The following is a 17,226-nucleotide window of genomic DNA, read 5'->3' on the forward strand; positions in this document are numbered from 1 at the left end:
TGGCTCCGGCGGCAGACTGGAGAGGTGCCCGAGTGGTTAAAGGGGACGGACTGTAAATCCGTTAGCTTAGCTTACGTTGGTTCGAATCCAACCCTCTCCACCACTGCCGGCCCGGAAGCCCTGAAACGTGAAAAACATCGGATCGAAAAGGTGCATCGCGCTTTTCGGGTCAATCCGGCACCCCGGGTGCCGATCACGTTGTCGTCTGGATGATCAATGTCAGCGTGCCATCACCATCGATGTTGGCGGCCACGACCTGTGAAGAGTTGAGCCCGTTCGCCCTCAGCGCCGTTGTTGCCTGAGGCGATGCGTCGATGGAGTTCTGCAGCCGCAGCAGATCTTCCGCACTTGTCTGGGTAATCACGGCTTCCGCCTGCGCTTTGATTTCCGCGGGCAGATCCTCGACGGCGACAATGGCAACACCGGTGAAATTCTGGTCGGCAGCCCCTTGCTCGGGCAGCGGTATCTGGTCCGGCTCGGGCTCCAAGGGTGTCGTCTGAGGAACGGGTGTCAGCAGAGGAACCTGCGGGCTGATGGCTTGCCCATGGAGGGGCTGCGTGACGACCACTCCGGAAAGCACGGCAACTATCATCAACATCCGCATCGTCATTCCCTGCTTTTTTCGAAACGTCGAGGACAACCCTTGTGCCGGGCGATGGTTCCGTACCACGGCAGCCGCTGCGCAATTTCAGTCGCCCGCTTGCCGCCGGAGCGGCTGGTTTGGAATCGTGCCTCCCTACGAAATCGACAATTGGTTCCAAATGCGCGATCATTGGAAAATGGGACGCCAATTGGACGACAAACTCGATTGCAAGGCTTGCGGGACGATCCAGATGGACATTCCCGACGATGCCAAGGAGTCGACGCCAATTTATTGCAGCAATTGCGGTGCCTTCCTCGGCGAATGGGGTGAATTGCAGGACGATTTCTACCGCCAGGCTCGCGGCACCGAAGCATTCGACCTGCGCGACGGGAACATTATCAAGAAGTAGGATGCGATAAACGCAACCTCCGGACTGCCCGCCGGGGTGCTAGGTCGCTATGGGAGACCGGCCCTCTATCAGCAGAGGCCCGCAGAGGTTCATAGAATGCGCGCCTTTCAGCGACCGCTGTCAGCGCATTTAGGATCCGGTCAGTCGCGTTCGGTGGCGCCGAATTCTTCCGGTTTCGCGCCTTGTCGAAGCACAGCCGCGCGATAATTTCCTTGAAGGCGTGGGCGCTTCTCCCTTCACGACAGGAGTTGACCATGAAACACCAGACACTCGACCAACTGCAGGCCGTCGCCAGGATTGAATCCTCGGCGCCACATTCGGAAATGACCCGAGAAGAGCGGATCGCGCGATGGGCCGAACTTCTCGATCAGAATCCCGAGCGATGCCTTGGCGCGTTTAGAGGGACCGAACATCTGCATCCGGAGGTACGCGCCATGGCACGCGGCGAAGGGTCGGCGATCGCTGTTGCCTTCGAAGACCCGGTGCTGCGCGCGTCGGGTCTAAGGGATGACACTTATGGCGAGGCCAAGCGCTTCTTCGAACTGAATGACTGGCAACTGCACGACATCGTTTGCGATTGTCACGTAGGCGCCACCATGAAAGCGGGGTGGGCCGCCGCTCGGGTCCGCGCGACAATTGGCGGCAACAGGTTTCTTGCCTGGTTGAGGCAAAGGATCATGTTCTGATGCGTGCCGGGCGGCTCAGGTGAGGACCGTCATCTGTTCGCGACCGCACGGTGCGACCCACCTGATCCGTCTTGTCGATCAGTCCCTGTGTTCGTGGCATAGCCGAACGGCTGCACGTTACTCCTTCTGCGTCCCGCCGGCGACGGCGGCGGCAAACGGGCACTGTGCGTCCTACAGACGGTTGGTCCTGGACGCTGTCGGGCACTTCCAACACGTGAGGCCTCACAAGAGGTTTCGCGGCTGTTGATGTGCTTTCTCAACAGTTTCGGCAGCTGATAATCGCTGCTCAGCGGTCCATTCGGCTTCAATCGCACAAGCTGGAACCTGATGCATCACCGCGCATTTCGTCTCCATTGGTAGATCGAAACGATAGCCAGGGAGAATTCGGATGCAAACTTCAGCCGCAACTTCAGGACACGACTTTCGCGAACTGACCATAGAACCGTTTGCCGGAACGGTGACGGTGCGATTTTCCGACGCCGTGGTCGCGGCCACGGAGCACGCGAAAGTTCTCAGGGAAGAGGGACAGGAGCCGACATTCTTTGTCCCTTTCGAGGACATCTATTTCGACCTTTTCGAAAAGACCAACACCACAAGCAGCTCACCGCTCAAGGGAACCGCGAGCTATTGGCGGGTCCATGCTGTCGGTAGCTCGGCCGACGACTTCATGTGGACATACGAGACGCCCGATACTGCAGCGCGGGCCATTGCAGGTCATGGCGCTTTCGATCCTCGAAAGGCGCGCATCGATGTCGACCCGATGGAGGACAAACAGCACACCCCCCATGTCATGGAATAGGATTATCTTCCATGTCGATGCCGGGCTTGGCATATGGTCCGTTGGGGCGCCGATGCATGCATGTCTGCGTGGATATGCAAAGGCTGTTTGCCGAGCCGTCGCAATGGGCGACCCCCTGGATCACCCGTGTCCTTCCTCAAATCGAGAGGCTGGTCGAAAGACGAGCGCCAGAGACCGTCTTCACGCGCTTCCTGCCCGCACAAAAGCCCGGGCAGGGCGTTGGCACATGGAAGCGCTATTATGAGCGCTGGGCCTCGATGGCGATCGAAAATATCGGGTCCGAAATGGTCGACTTGTTGCCGGCACTGGCCGCTTACTGCCCGCCGGCGGCCGTCATCGACAAGCACATATACTCGCCCTGGTTCGAAGGTCACCTCAGGGCCTTTCTGAACGAACGCGACATCGACACGCTGGTCATCACCGGCGGCGAAACCGACGTGTGCGTTCTGGCTACGGTGCTCGGAGCGATCGATTTCGGCTATCGCGTGGTTCTCGTTACGGACGCGCTGTGCAGTTCTTCCGATGCCACGCATGACGCGCTGTTGACCGTTTATCACCAACGGTTCGCACAGCAGGTGGAGACGGTCGAGATGGAGACGGTTCTCTCGAACTGGGTCTGACTTGCCGGTCGTCTGCCAGGCATTCGATGCCTACGACTTGCCTCAGCCATCGGGCCTTGCCTGCAATGTCGATTGGGTCGCGAGAGCTTCTTGACCTTCGCAACCTTGTCGAATAGCTAGGGCGTGCGTGCGCGGGTATGGTGAAATGGTATCACATGAGCCTTCCAAGCTCTTGGTGCGGGTTCGATTCCCGCTACCCGCTCCAGATTTCCAGCTACATGTCGGCAAGCCGAAACACTGCGCGGCAGGCGCGCAGCGCTTCAGGCATTGGCGTGCGCCGCGCTAGCCGTTGAACGCGGACGCGACCTGGTGCTGCTGCGGCACCTGGCCGTTCGGCGTCAGCTTGTCGACGATGCCGGGCAAGGCAGCCGATAGTTGCTTGAGCAGCTCCTGTTCGTCGAGCCCCGTCCGTTGGGCGATCTCGCGAATGACTTGCGGTCCGATCGCGTTGCCCAGCTCATTGGGGTTGATCGATTGGTTCTGCCCGGTGCCGACCCACGAGTCGGCGACATTGCCATGGCCGGCATTCTTGAGCTTGTCGAGCAGGCCGCCCAGTCCGCCGAGCAGGCCGCCGTCACCAGATGCGGTTCCGGTGGCAGTGGGATCGGCCGGCACGGGTGCTTGAGGCTGGTCCGGCTGTTCGGCGCTTCTGCCGCTCAGCATCTTTCCGACCAGCAGCGCACCGAGCGCGATCATCAGCGGTTTGGTGATGTTGCCGCCGGGAACGGCGTTGTCAAAAAGTCCCATAGTGGATCCTCCATCTGGCCAAGCCCTGCCCATCGTCAACATTGGCGCAATCGGGCGGAATTTCAAGCTGGCTTGTGGTTTTGACATTCATATGAAAATGTCGGGTTGGCGGGGGATGGAGAGGAAAAAAATGGGTATCATCAGCTGGATCATTCTCGGCGTCATCGCCGGCTTCATCGGCAGCAAGATCGTCAACAAGACCGGTCAGGGCATGATCATGGATATCGTGCTCGGCATTGTCGGTGCCATTGTCGGCGGCCTGATCTTCAGTGCCTTCGGTGCTTCGGGCGTCACCGGCCTCAACATCTACAGCTTGATCGTCGCGGTCGTGGGTGCCGTCGTGGTGTTGTGGGCCTATCATCAGTTCTCGGGCAAGCGGACCATCTAGGCGTCGGCAGACTACCAGCTCTGCCGAATCCCGAATTGCGATAATCCGCCGTCGGTGCTGCCTGCGCTCACGGCATCGGAAGCCATATGCCGGCGTGCCGCCGCGGATCAGGCGACCACGGCCAGCCGACGCTTGCGCTGGTCCAGCGACACGATGGTCAGCCCGCTGCAGACGACCAGCAGGATGCCGCAGACCGCCAGTGCATTGGGGAATTGCCCAAACACCAGCAGGCCGGAAATGACGGCCCAGACCGTGAAGCAGTAGTAGAACGGCGCTACCGCTCCGGTCGGTCCGACGCGGTAGGCCATGAAGATGAAGAAGTGGCCGAAGATCAGGAAGAAACCGGCTCCCGCCATCAGCAGCAGGTGATGCGCCTCCGGCGCCACCCAGCGCTCGGAAACCAGATGCGCGGTGCCGGCGCCGATCAGGACCACGACGACCGCCGAGATCGCCACGATCATTCCTGGCACTTCGGCGGTGATCTTGCGGCCGGCCAGATCGCGGGCGGCGGCGAATGTCGCGTTGCCGAGCGCCAGCAAGGCGTAGACCGAAATGCCTTGCATGGTCGGCTGCGCCACCATCAGCGCGCCGATGAAGCCGAGCCCGATCAGCGCCATGCGTTGGCCGCCGATACGCTCGCCAAACAGGATCGAGGATCCGACCAGCATCAGGAGCGGCGTGATCTGCCCCAGCGCGGTGGAATCGGCGATCTGCATGTTGGCGAGCGCGACGACGTAACAGAGGATCGCCGCCAACTCGAGCAGGTTCCTTCCCAGCACCCGCTTGTCGAAGATCAGAGGGACTTGCTTGCCGTAGCCGAGCGCAAACAACAGCGGAAAGCCCCACAGCGTTGCCGCGGCACCACGCAGGAAGAGCACTTCGTAGGACGGCAAGCCGGCAGTGGCGAGCTTCATCATCGTGTCGTTGACCAGATACGACCCGGTCGAGACGATCATGAACAGCGGGCCGCGAATGGCAGTCGGGATGAAATGCATCTGCGCAGGAAATCAGACGCGGATCGTCGCCGCAATGGGCTATGGACCGCCAACAAACCCGACAGTGAGGGATGTAAAGCCGCAGGAAACCCCGCATTGCTCCGTCGGCCTTCGCCCATTCCATTTTCAATGTCGCGTCCCTATATCGGTGCCATATCCCCGCAATCGGATCATGGGTTCTGGCCGAGTGAGATGGCGCCCGGGCAAAAGACGCTTGTGTTTTTTGGCCTTTCTCGCTAATCGCCCCGCATTCGACTGAACTGAAGGTCCAGGCCGTCCAAGGAAAGAGACTATGGCAAAAGGTAAATTCGAGCGCACTAAGCCTCATGTGAACATCGGCACGATTGGTCACGTCGATCACGGCAAGACGTCGCTGACGGCTGCGATCACCAAGTATTTTGGCGAATACAAGCGCTATGACCAGATCGACGCGGCGCCGGAAGAGAAGGCGCGCGGCATCACGATCTCGACGGCTCACGTCGAATACGAGACCGAGAACCGCCACTACGCGCATGTCGACTGCCCCGGCCACGCCGACTATGTGAAGAACATGATCACCGGCGCCGCGCAGATGGACGGCGCGATCCTGGTCGTGTCGGCCGCCGACGGCCCGATGCCGCAGACCCGCGAGCACATCCTGCTTGCCCGTCAGGTCGGCGTGCCGTCGATCGTGGTGTTCCTGAACAAGGTCGATCAGGTCGACGACGCCGAGCTGCTCGAACTGGTCGAGCTCGAGGTTCGTGAACTGCTGTCGAAGAACGAATTCCCCGGCGATGACATTCCGATCGTCAAGGGTTCGGCGCTTGCCGCACTCGAGGATTCGAACAAGACGATCGGCGAGGACGCGATCCGCGAGCTGATGGCTCAGGTCGACGCCTACATCCCGACGCCGGTTCGTCCGCTCGACAAGCCGTTCCTGATGCCGATCGAGGACGTGTTCTCGATCTCGGGCCGTGGCACGGTCGTGACCGGCCGCGTCGAGCGCGGCGTGGTCAAGGTCGGCGAGGAACTGGAGATCATCGGCATCCGTCCGACGACCAAGACGACCTGCACGGGCGTGGAAATGTTCCGCAAGCTGCTCGATCAGGGCCAGGCTGGCGACAACATCGGCGCGCTGCTGCGCGGCGTCGACCGTGAAGGCGTCGAGCGCGGCCAGGTTCTGGCCAAGCCGGGCACGGTGAAGCCGCACAAGAAGTTCGTGGCCGAAGCCTACATCCTGACCAAGGACGAAGGTGGCCGTCACACGCCGTTCTTCACCAACTACCGTCCGCAGTTCTACTTCCGCACGACCGACGTGACCGGCATCGTGTCGCTGCCGGAAGGCACCGAGATGGTGATGCCTGGCGACAACATCACGGTCGATGTCGAGCTGATCGTGCCGATCGCCATGGAAGAGAAGCTGCGCTTCGCCATCCGTGAAGGCGGCCGCACCGTCGGTGCCGGCATCGTCGTCACCATCAAAGAATAATCGAGACCGGCTGCTGCCGGTTCGACAAGGAAAGGGCGGCCTCGGGGCCGCCCTTTTTTCGTTTCGTGCGCTTGGCAGCGCAAGTATTGCGAGGGCCTCTCAAAGCTGTTGCAAGCGTCATGGCTGCAACTAGTATAGGTTGCACTAAGGGAGCTTTGCCAACAGTGGTTCCAAGGCGCCGTTTCGATGGGAAGGCATGGCGGTTGTGGGCACTGGTTTGCCTCGTCGTCGCCATGGCGCTGCCTATTGTGACAGCGCAAGCGGAAGATGGGCCTCCCGAAATCCCGCCGATGCGCTTCGTTGTCGTGCGCAGCAACGCTCCGGGATGCGAACCCAACTGTCCTGAATGGATATCGGCGGACGGCACCATCGCGGCGGACACGCCGTCGCTCCTCAAGCGCACGCTCAAGGCGCTCAAGGGAAGGCAATTGCCGGTGGTCGTCAATTCGCCCGGCGGTAATGTCGATGCGGCACTGGCCCTGGGCCGGATGATCCGCAAGAACAAGCTCGATATCGCCGTCGGCGTGACGGTTTTTTCCGGTTGCCAGCCGGCAATGGGCGACTGCGAGGACAGCAAGGGCAAGGGTGCCGACTATTTCGGGATGGCCTATGACGACGGAGCCATGTGCAATTCGGCCTGTCCATTGATGTTTTCCGGCGGTGTCCGCCGCGTGGTTGGAGATTACGGCTATCTCGGCGTCCACCAGATCACCACCACGTTCCACCGCGAGAGGCTGCTCTACCGGACCACGTACCGGATCGTGAACGGCAAGAAGAAGATCATCAGCACCAAGGTGGTCAGCCGTAAAAACGCAGGCAGCTACAAAACCTACGAGATGAGCGGTACTGTCGAGAAGACGCTTTCGGTGTACCTGAGGGAAATGGGTATAGGCGATGGCGTGCTGGAAATCATGAAGGCCACGCCGGCGAGCGAGATTCGTCAGATTCCGCTCGACGCCATGTTGACGATGAAGCTGGTCACCAGCCGGGACACGGTAGATCTGTTGACCACCGCAAGCCTGTGCAGGCTGGACCGGCCGGCCACGAACTGCCGGGAGGTAGCTGGACCTGCAAACAAGACGACGCCATCGGCCGCGGACAAATCCATGACTGCCGGACCCGTTCAACCGGACACCGCGAAGGCCGGCGGGGACATGCGCTTCATCGTGGTTCGCGGCAGCAACCCGCTGTGCAATCCCGACTGTCCGGAATGGATATCGGCGGAAGGTGCGATAACGAACCAGACGCCGCGGAAACTGCGGCAGTTGCTGGCCACGCTTGGCCATCGGCGGCTGCCTGTCGTCATCAGTTCACGCGGTGGCGACCTGCCCAGCGCTCTCGCAATGGGACGACTTATCCATGAAAGAAAGCTCGACATCGCCGTTGCCCGGACCGATTTCGTCGACTGCGACCCCGGCGCGTGGAATTGCCTGGCCACGGAGGGAGCCTATGCGGGGTTGACCATCGATGCCGGGGTGGAGTGTGATTCTGCCTGTGCGCTCATGGTCGCCGGCGGTGCCAGACGGCTTGTCGGGCCCCGGGCGCGGCTCAGCCTGTATCCGATGGGACAGAAGCTGGTGGTCAAGGCGTATCTCAACGAGATGGCGATCGGTCCAGCTCTGTTCGCGGCGATCGAGCGACGCTCGTCCGAGGGGCAACTTGACCCGGACACGATGCTGAAGGCTGGACTGACAACGGGACCGCAATCGGTCGACGCGCTGACCGGCTCCACGGTTTGCAAGGCCATTGCCAAGCCCGACAATTGCCAAGGCCTGCCAGCCGCCAATGCACAGGCTGATGCGCCTGCCAAGCTGTAGAGCACGGCGACGTCGGCAAACTGCCCATCGAGGCAGGTTGAGCCATGCTCGATTTCCGCTATCGTCGCGGCTGCGGGGCCGGCGAAGGATCGAGAATGAGCCAGGACGTTCCGACACTCTACGAATGGGCCGGCGGCAGCGAGGCGCTGAACCGGCTGACGCAAACCTTCTACGACAAGGTGGCAAAGGATCCGGTCGTTGGCCCGGTGTTCAAACACATGTCGCCGGATCACCCGGCCCATGTCGCCGCCTTCATCGGTGAGGTCTTCGGCGGACCGAAAACCTACAGCGAGGAATTCGGCGGCCACCGCGAAATGGTCATGCATCATCTGGGCAAGCATTTGACCGAGGAGCAGCGCCGCCGCTGGATCAATCTTCTCGCCGACGCGGCGGATCAGGTCGGCCTGCCGGACGATCCAGAATTCCGTTCCGCCTTCATGGGCTACGTCGAATGGGGGTCTCGACTGGCCAAGATGAATTCCAATCTCGGCGAGACCTGCGATCCCGAGGCCGAACCGATGCCCGCCTGGGGCTGGGGAGTGCCTGGCGGGCCGTACCGGGTGCCGGACGCAAAATAGCTTCCGCTTGCCAGGGAGGTCGATGATTGATGCCGCAAGATGCCAAGATCGTGCGCTGGCGCGAGTGGGATGGACCCGGCTTCGAACATCTTGTGCTGGGGGAGCAAGCGGGCCGGTTCCTGACCGATTCTGTCGTCATCTGCTCGGGCGAGACGCCATTTGCGGTCCGCTACCGCATTACCTGCGATGCCGGCTGGCACGCGAAGAGTGTCACGGTCGATATGATCGGCGATGGCCGGACGCTTGTCCTGGCCTCCGATGGCGATGGTCATTGGACCAGGGACGGCGTGCCGATGCCCGAGCTGGCGGGCGTGCTCGAACCCGACCTCACCGTCACGCCCTTTACCAACACGCTGCCGATCCGGCGCCTGGCGCTTTCGGCCGGGCAGAGTGCCGAGATCGCCACTGCCTTCATCGATTTCCCGGCACTCACTGTCGTGCGCAACCCGCAGCGTTACACGTGCCTCGAAGAGGGCAGGCGCTACCTCTATGAATCGCGCGCCAGCGACTTCAGGCGGGAACTGGAGATCGATGCCGAGGGGCTGGTCGTCGACTATCCCGATTTCTGGCGCAGGGGTTAAGGCATGTTTGCTTGCAAACCACTCTTTACAGAGCGTGCGGAAGCTTTTAGGAAGCGCCTGCGCCGAGGCGCACGTGTACGGGCATAGCTCAGTTGGTAGAGCGGCGGTCTCCAAAACCGCAGGTCGTAGGTTCGAGCCCTGCTGCCCGTGCCATTTTCTAAGGGAAATCAGGCACTTACAAATCGCCTTGCTGGGCGAGGAAGCCGAAACTAGCCGTACACATCTTGCACAAACTTGGACGCGCGCAGGGAGTGTCTTGCGGGTGGGCGGAAAAACACTCGATTCTGGAAGGCAAAGTTCACGTCTATCGGCGCAACGACAGCCCGATTTGGCACTGCTCGACGTTCACACGGTAGGGTCACAGGTTCGAATCCTGTACCGCCCACCAATCTTTTCAGTTGGTTAGAAGCATTCATGTCACTGAGCGAACACGGTCTCCGCCGCGAGATTGTGGGGGCTCACAGCGTCAGCACAATCTTGCCGAAGCCGCCGCCCGCTTCCACCCGGCGGTGGGCGTCTGCGGCTTCGGCGAGCGGGAATACGTGATCAATCAAGGGACGCAGTCTCCCCGCTGCGAATAGCGGCAAGGCGAGCGCCGCGAAGCGTTGGACCATGGCCCGCTTCTCTGCGGCTGTGCGTGACTTCATGACCGTGCCGACGAGACGCAGATGATTGTGCAGAACAAGATTGAGCGGAATGACAGCATCATTCTGGCCGTTCAAGATGCCTACCTGCACCAGTACCCCGCCCGGCCTCAGGCTGCGCAAATTCTTGGCGAGATAGTCGCCGCCAACAAAATCAATCACCGCATCCACTCCTGTGCCGCCTGTGCGCGCGGCAATCTCGGCTTCGAAATCGCCGGTCCGGTAATCGATGACGACATCTGCGCCAATGCTCAGCACATCATCGTGGCGGGACGCGGATGCGGTGGCATACACCACCGCTCCCGAACTATGGGCAACCTGTACAGCAGCCGAGCCGATCCCGCCCGCCGCACTATGGACAAGCACCTTTTGGCCGGTGTTGATTTGAGCCAGATTTGAAACCGCCTCGACGGCGGTAACAAAGGATTCCATCACCGCCGCCGCTTCGTGAAAGGGCATACTCTCTGGAATGGGCGCCGCCATGGCGCGATCGACGCGGGCAATCTCGCCGTAACCGCCGCCGCCGACAATCGCCATCACCCGCGCGCCAATCTCGACGTCTGTTACGGCATCGCCGACTGCAATCACCTCGCCCGCCACTTCCAACCCGAGAAGCGGACTCTCGCCGAAGTGTTGCGCGCCGTAAAAGCCGGTGCGCTGCAGGAGATCGGCGCGATTGACACCCGCCGCAGCAACCTTGACCAAAAGATCGGTGGGACGGATGTGGGGTACAGGAACCTCGGCCACATGCAGAACCTCTGCCGCACCGAACTCTTCATAGACGATAGCGCGCATGGCTCTGAACCTTATTTGCGGTTGGCAAGCGCGCGCCGGGCAATGCTGGCGGCAAACATAGGGGTTTCGCGGCTGTTGTGATCGCCACCCGCGTCTTGGCGTGCCTTGGCGGCATCTTCATAGGAGAGGCCATGTTCAGCGAGGAAAGCCATGAACACATCGGTGGGATGCGCAGTGACGCGATTGGTGTAGCGGGTGCGCCCGTCGTCCATGGCTTCAGCGATCAATTCCCACACCACATTGACCTGGGTGCGGCCATTGGCGGTGAAGACATCGGAGATCGAATTCATCCGGCAATAGTTCTTCTCGGCAACCTCGGCGATATAATGCTGGACGACCAGGCCCGAGCCGATTTGCTCGACATTGATGGACATGCGGCGACCATCATCCGTCGTGGTAACACCGGCCGCGATATGGTCAGGAACGCAGCAGCGCTGGTATTCGGCTTCCGGCAGGGTGAACAGCCAATCGGCGATGTCGATAGCCTCTAGCGGCACATCGATCTCGGCGCTATAGGCAGACTGCGACAGAATACGGTCTTCGAGAACGGCAACCATGTGTTTTTCCTTCGGTTTTGGGGGCGGAAGCATCCCGCCCGACGCGAGAAAATATGCGCTGCCGGTGCGCCGATGATAATGTCCGCTGTCTTTCAAACCGTTTTGCGCTGGCCGCACAAATGACCGATCCTCGTTTCGCCGAGCAGATGGCCATTTTTGTCGATGTCGTCCGCGGCGGCAGCTTCTCCAGTGCAGCGCGGCGCCGGGCGGTGACCCCATCCGCCATCATGCGTCAGATCGGAGCCATGGAGGAGAGCCTGGGCGTACCGCTCCTCATCCGCTCCACTCGCGCCTTGGCGCTGACCGATGCCGGTCAAAGGCTGTTCGAGCGCGCGCAGCATCTTCTGGATGCGCTGGCCGATACACGGGCGGAAATCGCTGCCTTTGATGGCGCAATAGCAGGGGTGGTGCGGATAGCCTGCTTTCCTACATTCGGGAGGCGCTATGTAATTCCGGCCCTTGGATCGTTGATGGCAGAGCACTCCGCTATCACGGCAGAAATTGATCTCACTGAAAAACTCGCCGATCCTGTTGCGGACCGTTTCGATGCCGTGATCCGCATCGGCGAATTATCCGACAGCAGCTTGATCGCCACCAAACTCGCCGACCAGAAGCGGCTTCTGGTCGCTAGTCCTTCTTATTTGGACAGCAAAGGGACGCCTGCGGACGTGGCCTCGCTCTCAAAACATGCGCTCATCGACAAACTGCATGGCGCTGACCTTCTCGGCTGGAGCGATGTGCTGGGCCGCCCTGCGGGTAGCGATGCGCTGGACAGAGTTGCTTTTCGCTCGGACGATTTCGAGGCCATGCGCTTGGCCACACTCGTAGGCATGGGTATTGGCCTATTGGCGGACTGGGTTGTTGGTCCAGACGTGCGAAGCGGAGCGCTGATCCGCCTTGGCCTTGGCGGCGAGAGTTGGAACAGGCGCCCCACCGGCATTTATCTACTGCGGGCACTCGCCAAGCCATCCGCAAAACTTGGTGCGTTCATGACAGCATTGCGCAAACAGATCGGGACGCCGCCGACTTGGGAGCAGTAACGCGCCTGTAGACGCAACACTCTGATTTCAGAACATAGCTTTCGTTCACGTTCCAATCCCGGCCTATCCGGCGAGCGCCATTTGGCAGCCGTTCATGCGGAATTCGCATCGGCTTACAGGAGGGCTATAGCGTAGACGTAGCTCTCATCATCATCCGGCGCGGTGCGCCAAGTTCTTCAAATAGTTACCTAGGCAACCCTTGTCATTGACCAAACGATCTTCACCACGCTGGATGATGTGGTGAAGGCGCTCACATCGGGCATGCCAACGACATTGCCGGACTTTGAGGGCAAGCTGTCGGGAAAGCTTGCGCCCGCCGTGTCCCTTCTACTTCCCGCCCCACCGATCGTGCCGCCAGGATTTACTGAACGCGCCGCGTAGCAGGCATTTGGATTGACGATTTCTTACACAAATCTTTGCACATCGAATGCCGATATGTCGTAAATTGCTGGTAAAACAATCGGATGAGTGAAGGCTATTCGGTCTCCAAAACCGCAGGTTCGAGCCCTGCTGCCCGTGCCATTTTCCAAGATGGCATCACAACGATTTTTGCGGGCTGCCTTTGAAAATCGGCGACCCGCTTGCCATATTAGCCCGATTGGGGCATAAGGGCGCCATAGCCGGGACGGAACGACTGGATGGTTCCGAGGCGGCGTTTGGTCATAAAGCGGACACTTGCCACTTGCGTGGATCAAGAATCGGTTTTATGTAGATGGAACAGACACGCGACGCGTGAAGCTGGGAAGCCGGCTTTACGCGTCTGATTTGCATGGGCGAAATGATTGCGCTGATTCGGCGCGAGGTTGGGCTCAGGCGGCACGTCCCGGTCAGCGGGATCATCCAGGGGGCCCGGCCAACGGGTCTTGAAGACAGGCGGCATATGGCTTCGAAAACCACAAATCCTTTCGTCTTTCTCCAGCAGGTGCGCGCGGAGACAGCCAAGGTGACTTGGCCGTCGCGTCGCGAGACGATGATCTCGACGGTCATGGTCCTGGCTTTTGCTGTGATCGCGATGATCTTCTTCTTCACCGCCGATCAGCTCATGGGCCTCGCGGTCGAGCAGATTCTGGGCATTGGACGCTAAGTCCGGCGATTACGGAGAAGTCGTAAAAATGGCTACGCGCTGGTACATCGTCCACGCCTATTCGAACTTCGAGAAGAAGGTCGCCGAGGACATCGAGAACAAGGCCAAGCAGAAGGGCCTGTCTGCCGATATCGAGCAGATCGTGGTGCCGACCGAGAAGGTCGTCGAGGTTCGTCGCGGCCGCAAGGTCGACGCCGAGCGCAAGTTCTTCCCGGGCTATGTGCTCCTGAAGGCCAACCTGACCGACGCCGTGTTCTCGCTGGTCAAGAACACGCCGAAGGTCACCGGGTTCCTCGGGGACTCCAAGCCGGTGCCGATCACCGAGGCGGAAGCGCAGCGCATCCTGAACCAGGTGCAGGAAGGCGTCGAGCGGCCGAAGCCCTCGGTCACCTTCGAGATCGGCGAGGCGATCCGCGTTTCGGATGGTCCCTTCGCGTCGTTCAACGGTTTCGTCCAGGAAGTGGACGAGGAGCGGGCACGGCTCAAGGTGGAAGTTTCGATCTTCGGGCGCGCCGTGCCTGTCGATCTGGAATTCGGACAGGTCGAAAAGGGCTGATCCGAAATCCCTGGCGTCGGTTCGGCGGTCAGGGGAGGCGGCGCGGAAGCGCGTGGCCTGAGAACGGTGGGAGGCGAAGGCGGCTTTAGCCGGCCGCAAGAACCGCACCACCAGACTGCAACCGCCGGTGTTTCCCATAGTGGGGCCGGCATAGACTAAGGCAGGAAAAGAGATGGCTAAGAAAATTGCAGGCCAGCTCAAGCTCCAGGTCTCCGCGGGATCGGCTACGCCGTCGCCCCCGATCGGCCCGGCGCTTGGTCAGCGCGGCATCAACATCATGGAGTTCTGCAAGGCGTTCAACGCGCAGACCCAGGAAATGGAAAAGGGATCGCCGGTTCCGGTCGTCATCACCTATTACCAGGACAAGTCGTTCACCTTCGTCATGAAGACGCCGCCGGTGAGCTACTTCCTGAAGAAGGCCGCGAACCTGAAGTCGGGCTCGAAGGAGCCGGGCAAGGTCAAGGCTGGCACCGTTTCGCGCGACAAGGTTCGCGAAATCGCGACCGCCAAGATGAAGGATCTGAACGCGAACGACGTCGAAGCGGCCATGCGTATGGTCGAGGGCTCCGCCCGCTCGATGGGTCTGGAAGTGGTGGGCTGAGATCATGGCAAAGATTGCAAAGCGAGTTTCGAAGACCCGTGAAGGCATCGATCCCAACAAGGCTTACGCGCTCGCTGACGCGCTGAAGCTGCTCAAGGATCGTTCCTCGGTCAAGTTCGACGAGACCGTCGAAGTCGCCATGAACCTCGGCGTCGACCCGCGTCATGCCGACCAGATGGTCCGCGGCGTGGTCAACCTGCCGAACGGTACCGGCCGCTCGGTCCGCGTCGCCGTGTTCGCCCGTGGTGACAAGGCTGAAGAGGCCAAGGCCGCCGGCGCCGACATCGTCGGTGCCGAGGATCTGGTCGACATCGTCCAGAAGGGCACGATCGATTTCGATCGCTGCATCGCCACGCCGGACATGATGCCGCTCGTCGGCCGCCTCGGTAAGGTGCTCGGCCCGCGCGGCATGATGCCGAACCCGAAGGTCGGCACCGTCACCACCGATGTCGCCGCGGCCGTCAAGGCCTCCAAGGGTGGCGCGGTCGAGTTCCGCGTCGAGAAGGCCGGCATCGTTCATGCCGGCGTCGGCAAGGTCTCGTTCGACGTCAAGGCGCTGGAAGAGAACATCCGTGCCTTCGCCGATGCGGTGACCAAGGCAAAGCCGGCTGGCGCCAAGGGCAACTACGTCAAGAAGGTGTCTGTCACCTCGACGATGGGCCCGGGCCTCAAGCTCGACGTCTCGACGCTCGCCGCGTCCTGATTAGACCATTTGGATCGGCCTCGCGAAGGCTGATCCGTGACTGAATTCCGGGCCTTGGATTTATCCTGGGCCCGGTACCGGAAGCCGGAAGGCTTCCGGACATCCTGTCCGAGATTGCGGGCGGCCCGAGTCTTGATTCAAGAGGAGGGCCTTAATTCATGTGGGCCTGCATGAGACGGGTGAAAACCGGACAACGGAGCGACAAGCTCCAATGAAAGGTTCGAACCGTGTTTGCCTTTTGTCTGCGCATCGCCGGCTTGACCGTCGATGTGGCGAAAGGGGGCAGGATCCTCGAGCGTCGTTCGGGAGATCCGTTACTGGATGGCCCGGCCGGCAAAAAGGCAACCCGACGCCTGTCCTCGCAAATGGGAATGTTCCCATTGACGGGGCAGGGGTCAACTGGAGATAGGCAGTGGACAGAGCGGAAAAACGCGAACTCGTCACGGGCCTGAATGATGCGTTTTCGGGCGCAGGTTCAGTCGTCGTGGCCCACTATGCCGGTATCACCGTCGCGCAAATGAACGACCTTCGGTCGAAAATGCGCGCCGCCGGTGGCACCGTTAAAGTCGCGAAGAACCGTCTCGCCAAAATCGCTCTTCAGGGCACGGACTCCGCATCGATCATCGACCTGTTCAAGGGACAGACGCTGATCGCCTATTCGGAGGATCCGATTGCGGCGCCGAAGGTCGCGTCCGATTTCGCCAAGGGGAATGACAAGCTCGTCATTCTCGGCGGCGCAATGGGCACCACCTCGCTCAACGCCGACGGTGTGAAGGCACTCGCCACACTTCCGTCGCTCGATGAGCTGCGCGCCAGGCTGGTTGGCATGATCGCCACGCCGGCAACCCGGATCGCCCAGATCGTCAATGCGCCAGCGGCCTCGGTCGCGCGCGTCATCGGCGCTTACGCCCGGAAGGACGAGGCGGCATGAGGCCGTTCCTCGCTATCAAAAACACACGTTCGAACCTAACGAAGGAATACAACAATGGCTGATCTCGCAAAGATCGTAGACGACCTTTCGAAGCTGACCGTCCTCGAGGCGGCTGAGCTGTCGAAGCTTCTGGAAGAAAAGTGGGGCGTTTCGGCTGCTGCTCCGGTCGCGGTTGCCGCTGCTGGCGGCGCTGCCGCTGCTGCTGCCCCTGTCGAGGAAAAGACGGAATTCGACGTCGTCCTCACCGACGCCGGCGCTCAGAAGATCAACGTCATCAAGGAAGTCCGCGCCATCACCGGTCTTGGCCTCAAGGAAGCCAAGGACCTGGTCGAAGCGGCTCCGAAGCCGGTCAAGGAAGGCGTTTCCAAGGCCGACGCCGACAAGTTCAAGGCGCAGCTGGAAGCAGCCGGCGCCAAGGTCGACCTGAAGTAAGCGTAAAAGCGGCGGGCGGCCTCGCGCCGTCCGCCACTCCCTTGGGTGACCAGGGAGGCTGCGTGACGCGAGATGTACGAAAACCTCTTTCCTGAGGGCCGTAAACCGGCCTTCAGGAAACGGGTTTTCTCCCGTTTTAGCCGGTAGCCGCCAAGTGATTGGAAAAGGCGGCCGGAGAACAGACAGAGAGCCGCCGGCCAGGTGGCTCAGTA

The 17,226-nt window shown here is 60.9% G+C and carries 21 protein-coding genes and 3 tRNA genes; 19 read left to right on the plus strand and 5 right to left on the minus strand.

Going from position 1 to position 17,226, the window contains the following annotated elements:
• Positions 1–18 precede the first annotated feature (18 nt).
• Positions 19–103 (plus strand) — tRNA-Tyr (locus EN861_RS15510).
• A 90-nt stretch (positions 104–193) separates the two neighbouring features.
• On the opposite strand, the gene EN861_RS15515 is transcribed toward EN861_RS15510, so the two are convergent.
• Positions 194–487: a hypothetical protein gene (locus EN861_RS15515; RefSeq protein WP_245512036.1), complete on the minus strand. Its 294-nt coding sequence runs from the start codon at positions 485–487 to the stop codon at positions 194–196.
• A gap of 70 nt (positions 488–557) precedes the next feature.
• Here EN861_RS15515 and EN861_RS35455 point away from each other — a divergent pair, with 70 nt between their 5' ends.
• The 5 genes from EN861_RS35455 (at position 558) to EN861_RS15540 (ending at position 3,302) form a co-directional block, all read left to right on the plus strand.
• The gene (locus EN861_RS35455; RefSeq protein ID WP_167531185.1) at positions 558–992 is read left to right on the plus strand and encodes a hypothetical protein; all 435 of its coding nucleotides are present in this window, start codon (positions 558–560) and stop codon (positions 990–992) included.
• A gap of 254 nt (positions 993–1,246) precedes the next feature.
• A complete protein-coding gene (locus EN861_RS15525) occupies positions 1,247–1,678 on the plus strand; it encodes a hypothetical protein (protein ID WP_127869715.1) in 432 nt (143 codons plus the stop codon).
• A 388-nt stretch (positions 1,679–2,066) separates the two neighbouring features.
• Positions 2,067–2,477 (plus strand): DUF427 domain-containing protein, encoded by a 411-nt coding sequence (locus tag EN861_RS15530; RefSeq protein ID WP_135864258.1) that lies wholly within the window; start codon positions 2,067–2,069, stop codon positions 2,475–2,477.
• A gap of 11 nt (positions 2,478–2,488) precedes the next feature.
• A complete protein-coding gene (locus tag EN861_RS15535) occupies positions 2,489–3,097 on the plus strand; it encodes an isochorismatase family cysteine hydrolase (RefSeq protein ID WP_135864262.1) in 609 nt (202 codons plus the stop codon).
• A gap of 131 nt (positions 3,098–3,228) precedes the next feature.
• Positions 3,229–3,302: transfer RNA gene (locus tag EN861_RS15540), tRNA-Gly, on the plus strand.
• A 77-nt stretch (positions 3,303–3,379) separates the two neighbouring features.
• Here the strand turns inward: EN861_RS15540 and EN861_RS15545 are convergent.
• Positions 3,380–3,844: a YidB family protein gene (locus EN861_RS15545; protein WP_135864264.1), complete on the minus strand. Its 465-nt coding sequence runs from the start codon at positions 3,842–3,844 to the stop codon at positions 3,380–3,382.
• A 130-nt stretch (positions 3,845–3,974) separates the two neighbouring features.
• On the opposite strand from EN861_RS15545, the gene EN861_RS15550 reads away from it, so the two are divergent.
• A complete protein-coding gene (locus EN861_RS15550) occupies positions 3,975–4,232 on the plus strand; it encodes a GlsB/YeaQ/YmgE family stress response membrane protein (RefSeq protein WP_127279958.1) in 258 nt (85 codons plus the stop codon).
• A 107-nt stretch (positions 4,233–4,339) separates the two neighbouring features.
• On the opposite strand, the gene EN861_RS15555 is transcribed toward EN861_RS15550, so the two are convergent.
• A complete protein-coding gene (locus tag EN861_RS15555; protein WP_127869376.1) occupies positions 4,340–5,227 on the minus strand; it encodes a DMT family transporter in 888 nt (295 codons plus the stop codon).
• Positions 5,228–5,519: 292 nt separating this feature from the next.
• Between EN861_RS15555 and tuf the strand changes: the two genes are divergently transcribed.
• From tuf to EN861_RS15580, 5 genes are all read left to right on the plus strand, one after another.
• Positions 5,520–6,695 (plus strand): elongation factor Tu, encoded by a 1,176-nt coding sequence (gene tuf / locus EN861_RS15560; RefSeq protein WP_127869375.1) that lies wholly within the window; start codon positions 5,520–5,522, stop codon positions 6,693–6,695.
• Positions 6,696–6,859: 164 nt separating this feature from the next.
• The gene (locus EN861_RS15565) at positions 6,860–8,512 is read left to right on the plus strand and encodes a hypothetical protein (protein WP_135867796.1); all 1,653 of its coding nucleotides are present in this window, start codon (positions 6,860–6,862) and stop codon (positions 8,510–8,512) included.
• A gap of 95 nt (positions 8,513–8,607) precedes the next feature.
• On the plus strand, positions 8,608–9,090 hold the full coding sequence (locus tag EN861_RS15570; protein ID WP_127280487.1) for a group II truncated hemoglobin: 483 nt from the start codon (positions 8,608–8,610) through the stop codon (positions 9,088–9,090).
• Positions 9,091–9,119: 29 nt separating this feature from the next.
• Positions 9,120–9,671, plus strand: coding sequence for a putative glycolipid-binding domain-containing protein (locus EN861_RS15575; RefSeq protein ID WP_127280486.1), 552 nt, complete (start codon positions 9,120–9,122; stop codon positions 9,669–9,671).
• Between the two features lie 77 nt (positions 9,672–9,748).
• Positions 9,749–9,824, plus strand: a tRNA-Trp gene (locus EN861_RS15580).
• Between the two features lie 305 nt (positions 9,825–10,129).
• On the opposite strand, the gene EN861_RS15585 is transcribed toward EN861_RS15580, so the two are convergent.
• Entirely contained in the window at positions 10,130–11,110 is a 981-nt protein-coding gene (locus EN861_RS15585; protein ID WP_135867793.1) for an NAD(P)H-quinone oxidoreductase, read from the minus strand.
• Positions 11,111–11,121: 11 nt separating this feature from the next.
• Entirely contained in the window at positions 11,122–11,667 is a 546-nt protein-coding gene (locus EN861_RS15590; RefSeq protein ID WP_127279519.1) for a hypothetical protein, read from the minus strand.
• Between the two features lie 119 nt (positions 11,668–11,786).
• Between EN861_RS15590 and EN861_RS15595 the strand changes: the two genes are divergently transcribed.
• The 7 genes from EN861_RS15595 (at position 11,787) to rplL (ending at position 17,014) form a co-directional block, all read left to right on the plus strand.
• Positions 11,787–12,707, plus strand: a complete 921-nt coding sequence (locus tag EN861_RS15595) for a LysR family transcriptional regulator (protein ID WP_135867794.1) — start codon at positions 11,787–11,789, stop codon at positions 12,705–12,707.
• An 880-nt stretch (positions 12,708–13,587) separates the two neighbouring features.
• Complete coding sequence (gene secE, locus EN861_RS15600; protein ID WP_013531408.1) at positions 13,588–13,791, plus strand: preprotein translocase subunit SecE; 204 nt, start codon at positions 13,588–13,590, stop codon at positions 13,789–13,791.
• A 28-nt stretch (positions 13,792–13,819) separates the two neighbouring features.
• A complete protein-coding gene (gene nusG / locus EN861_RS15605; RefSeq protein WP_015317996.1) occupies positions 13,820–14,347 on the plus strand; it encodes a transcription termination/antitermination protein NusG in 528 nt (175 codons plus the stop codon).
• A gap of 172 nt (positions 14,348–14,519) precedes the next feature.
• Entirely contained in the window at positions 14,520–14,948 is a 429-nt protein-coding gene (rplK, locus tag EN861_RS15610) for a 50S ribosomal protein L11 (RefSeq protein ID WP_010909262.1), read from the plus strand.
• Positions 14,949–14,952: 4 nt separating this feature from the next.
• Positions 14,953–15,651 (plus strand): 50S ribosomal protein L1, encoded by a 699-nt coding sequence (gene rplA, locus EN861_RS15615; protein ID WP_127279517.1) that lies wholly within the window; start codon positions 14,953–14,955, stop codon positions 15,649–15,651.
• Between the two features lie 412 nt (positions 15,652–16,063).
• Complete coding sequence (rplJ, locus tag EN861_RS15620; RefSeq protein WP_027146631.1) at positions 16,064–16,582, plus strand: 50S ribosomal protein L10; 519 nt, start codon at positions 16,064–16,066, stop codon at positions 16,580–16,582.
• Positions 16,583–16,636: 54 nt separating this feature from the next.
• The gene (gene rplL / locus EN861_RS15625; protein ID WP_006202136.1) at positions 16,637–17,014 is read left to right on the plus strand and encodes a 50S ribosomal protein L7/L12; all 378 of its coding nucleotides are present in this window, start codon (positions 16,637–16,639) and stop codon (positions 17,012–17,014) included.
• Positions 17,015–17,226: the final 212 nt, after the last annotated feature.

The sequence above is a fragment of the Mesorhizobium sp. M8A.F.Ca.ET.218.01.1.1 genome (genome assembly GCF_004791165.1).
Classification (GTDB): Bacteria; Pseudomonadota; Alphaproteobacteria; order Rhizobiales; family Rhizobiaceae; genus Mesorhizobium.

Coding starts and splice junctions, on each gene's coding strand:
- EN861_RS15525 (WP_127869715.1), top strand. CDS start 1,247: ATGAAACACCAGACACTCGACCAACTGCAGGCCGTCGCCAGGATTGAA.
- EN861_RS15530 (WP_135864258.1), top strand. CDS start 2,067: ATGCAAACTTCAGCCGCAACTTCAGGACACGACTTTCGCGAACTGACC.
- EN861_RS15535 (WP_135864262.1), top strand. CDS start 2,489: ATGTCGATGCCGGGCTTGGCATATGGTCCGTTGGGGCGCCGATGCATG.
- EN861_RS15545 (WP_135864264.1), bottom strand. CDS start 3,844: ATGGGACTTTTTGACAACGCCGTTCCCGGCGGCAACATCACCAAACCG.
- EN861_RS15550 (WP_127279958.1), top strand. CDS start 3,975: ATGGGTATCATCAGCTGGATCATTCTCGGCGTCATCGCCGGCTTCATC.
- EN861_RS15555 (WP_127869376.1), bottom strand. CDS start 5,227: ATGCATTTCATCCCGACTGCCATTCGCGGCCCGCTGTTCATGATCGTC.
- tuf (WP_127869375.1), top strand. CDS start 5,520: ATGGCAAAAGGTAAATTCGAGCGCACTAAGCCTCATGTGAACATCGGC.
- EN861_RS15570 (WP_127280487.1), top strand. CDS start 8,608: ATGAGCCAGGACGTTCCGACACTCTACGAATGGGCCGGCGGCAGCGAG.
- EN861_RS15575 (WP_127280486.1), top strand. CDS start 9,120: ATGCCGCAAGATGCCAAGATCGTGCGCTGGCGCGAGTGGGATGGACCC.
- EN861_RS15585 (WP_135867793.1), bottom strand. CDS start 11,110: ATGCGCGCTATCGTCTATGAAGAGTTCGGTGCGGCAGAGGTTCTGCAT.
- EN861_RS15590 (WP_127279519.1), bottom strand. CDS start 11,667: ATGGTTGCCGTTCTCGAAGACCGTATTCTGTCGCAGTCTGCCTATAGC.
- EN861_RS15595 (WP_135867794.1), top strand. CDS start 11,787: ATGACCGATCCTCGTTTCGCCGAGCAGATGGCCATTTTTGTCGATGTC.
- secE (WP_013531408.1), top strand. CDS start 13,588: ATGGCTTCGAAAACCACAAATCCTTTCGTCTTTCTCCAGCAGGTGCGC.
- nusG (WP_015317996.1), top strand. CDS start 13,820: ATGGCTACGCGCTGGTACATCGTCCACGCCTATTCGAACTTCGAGAAG.
- rplK (WP_010909262.1), top strand. CDS start 14,520: ATGGCTAAGAAAATTGCAGGCCAGCTCAAGCTCCAGGTCTCCGCGGGA.
- rplA (WP_127279517.1), top strand. CDS start 14,953: ATGGCAAAGATTGCAAAGCGAGTTTCGAAGACCCGTGAAGGCATCGAT.
- rplL (WP_006202136.1), top strand. CDS start 16,637: ATGGCTGATCTCGCAAAGATCGTAGACGACCTTTCGAAGCTGACCGTC.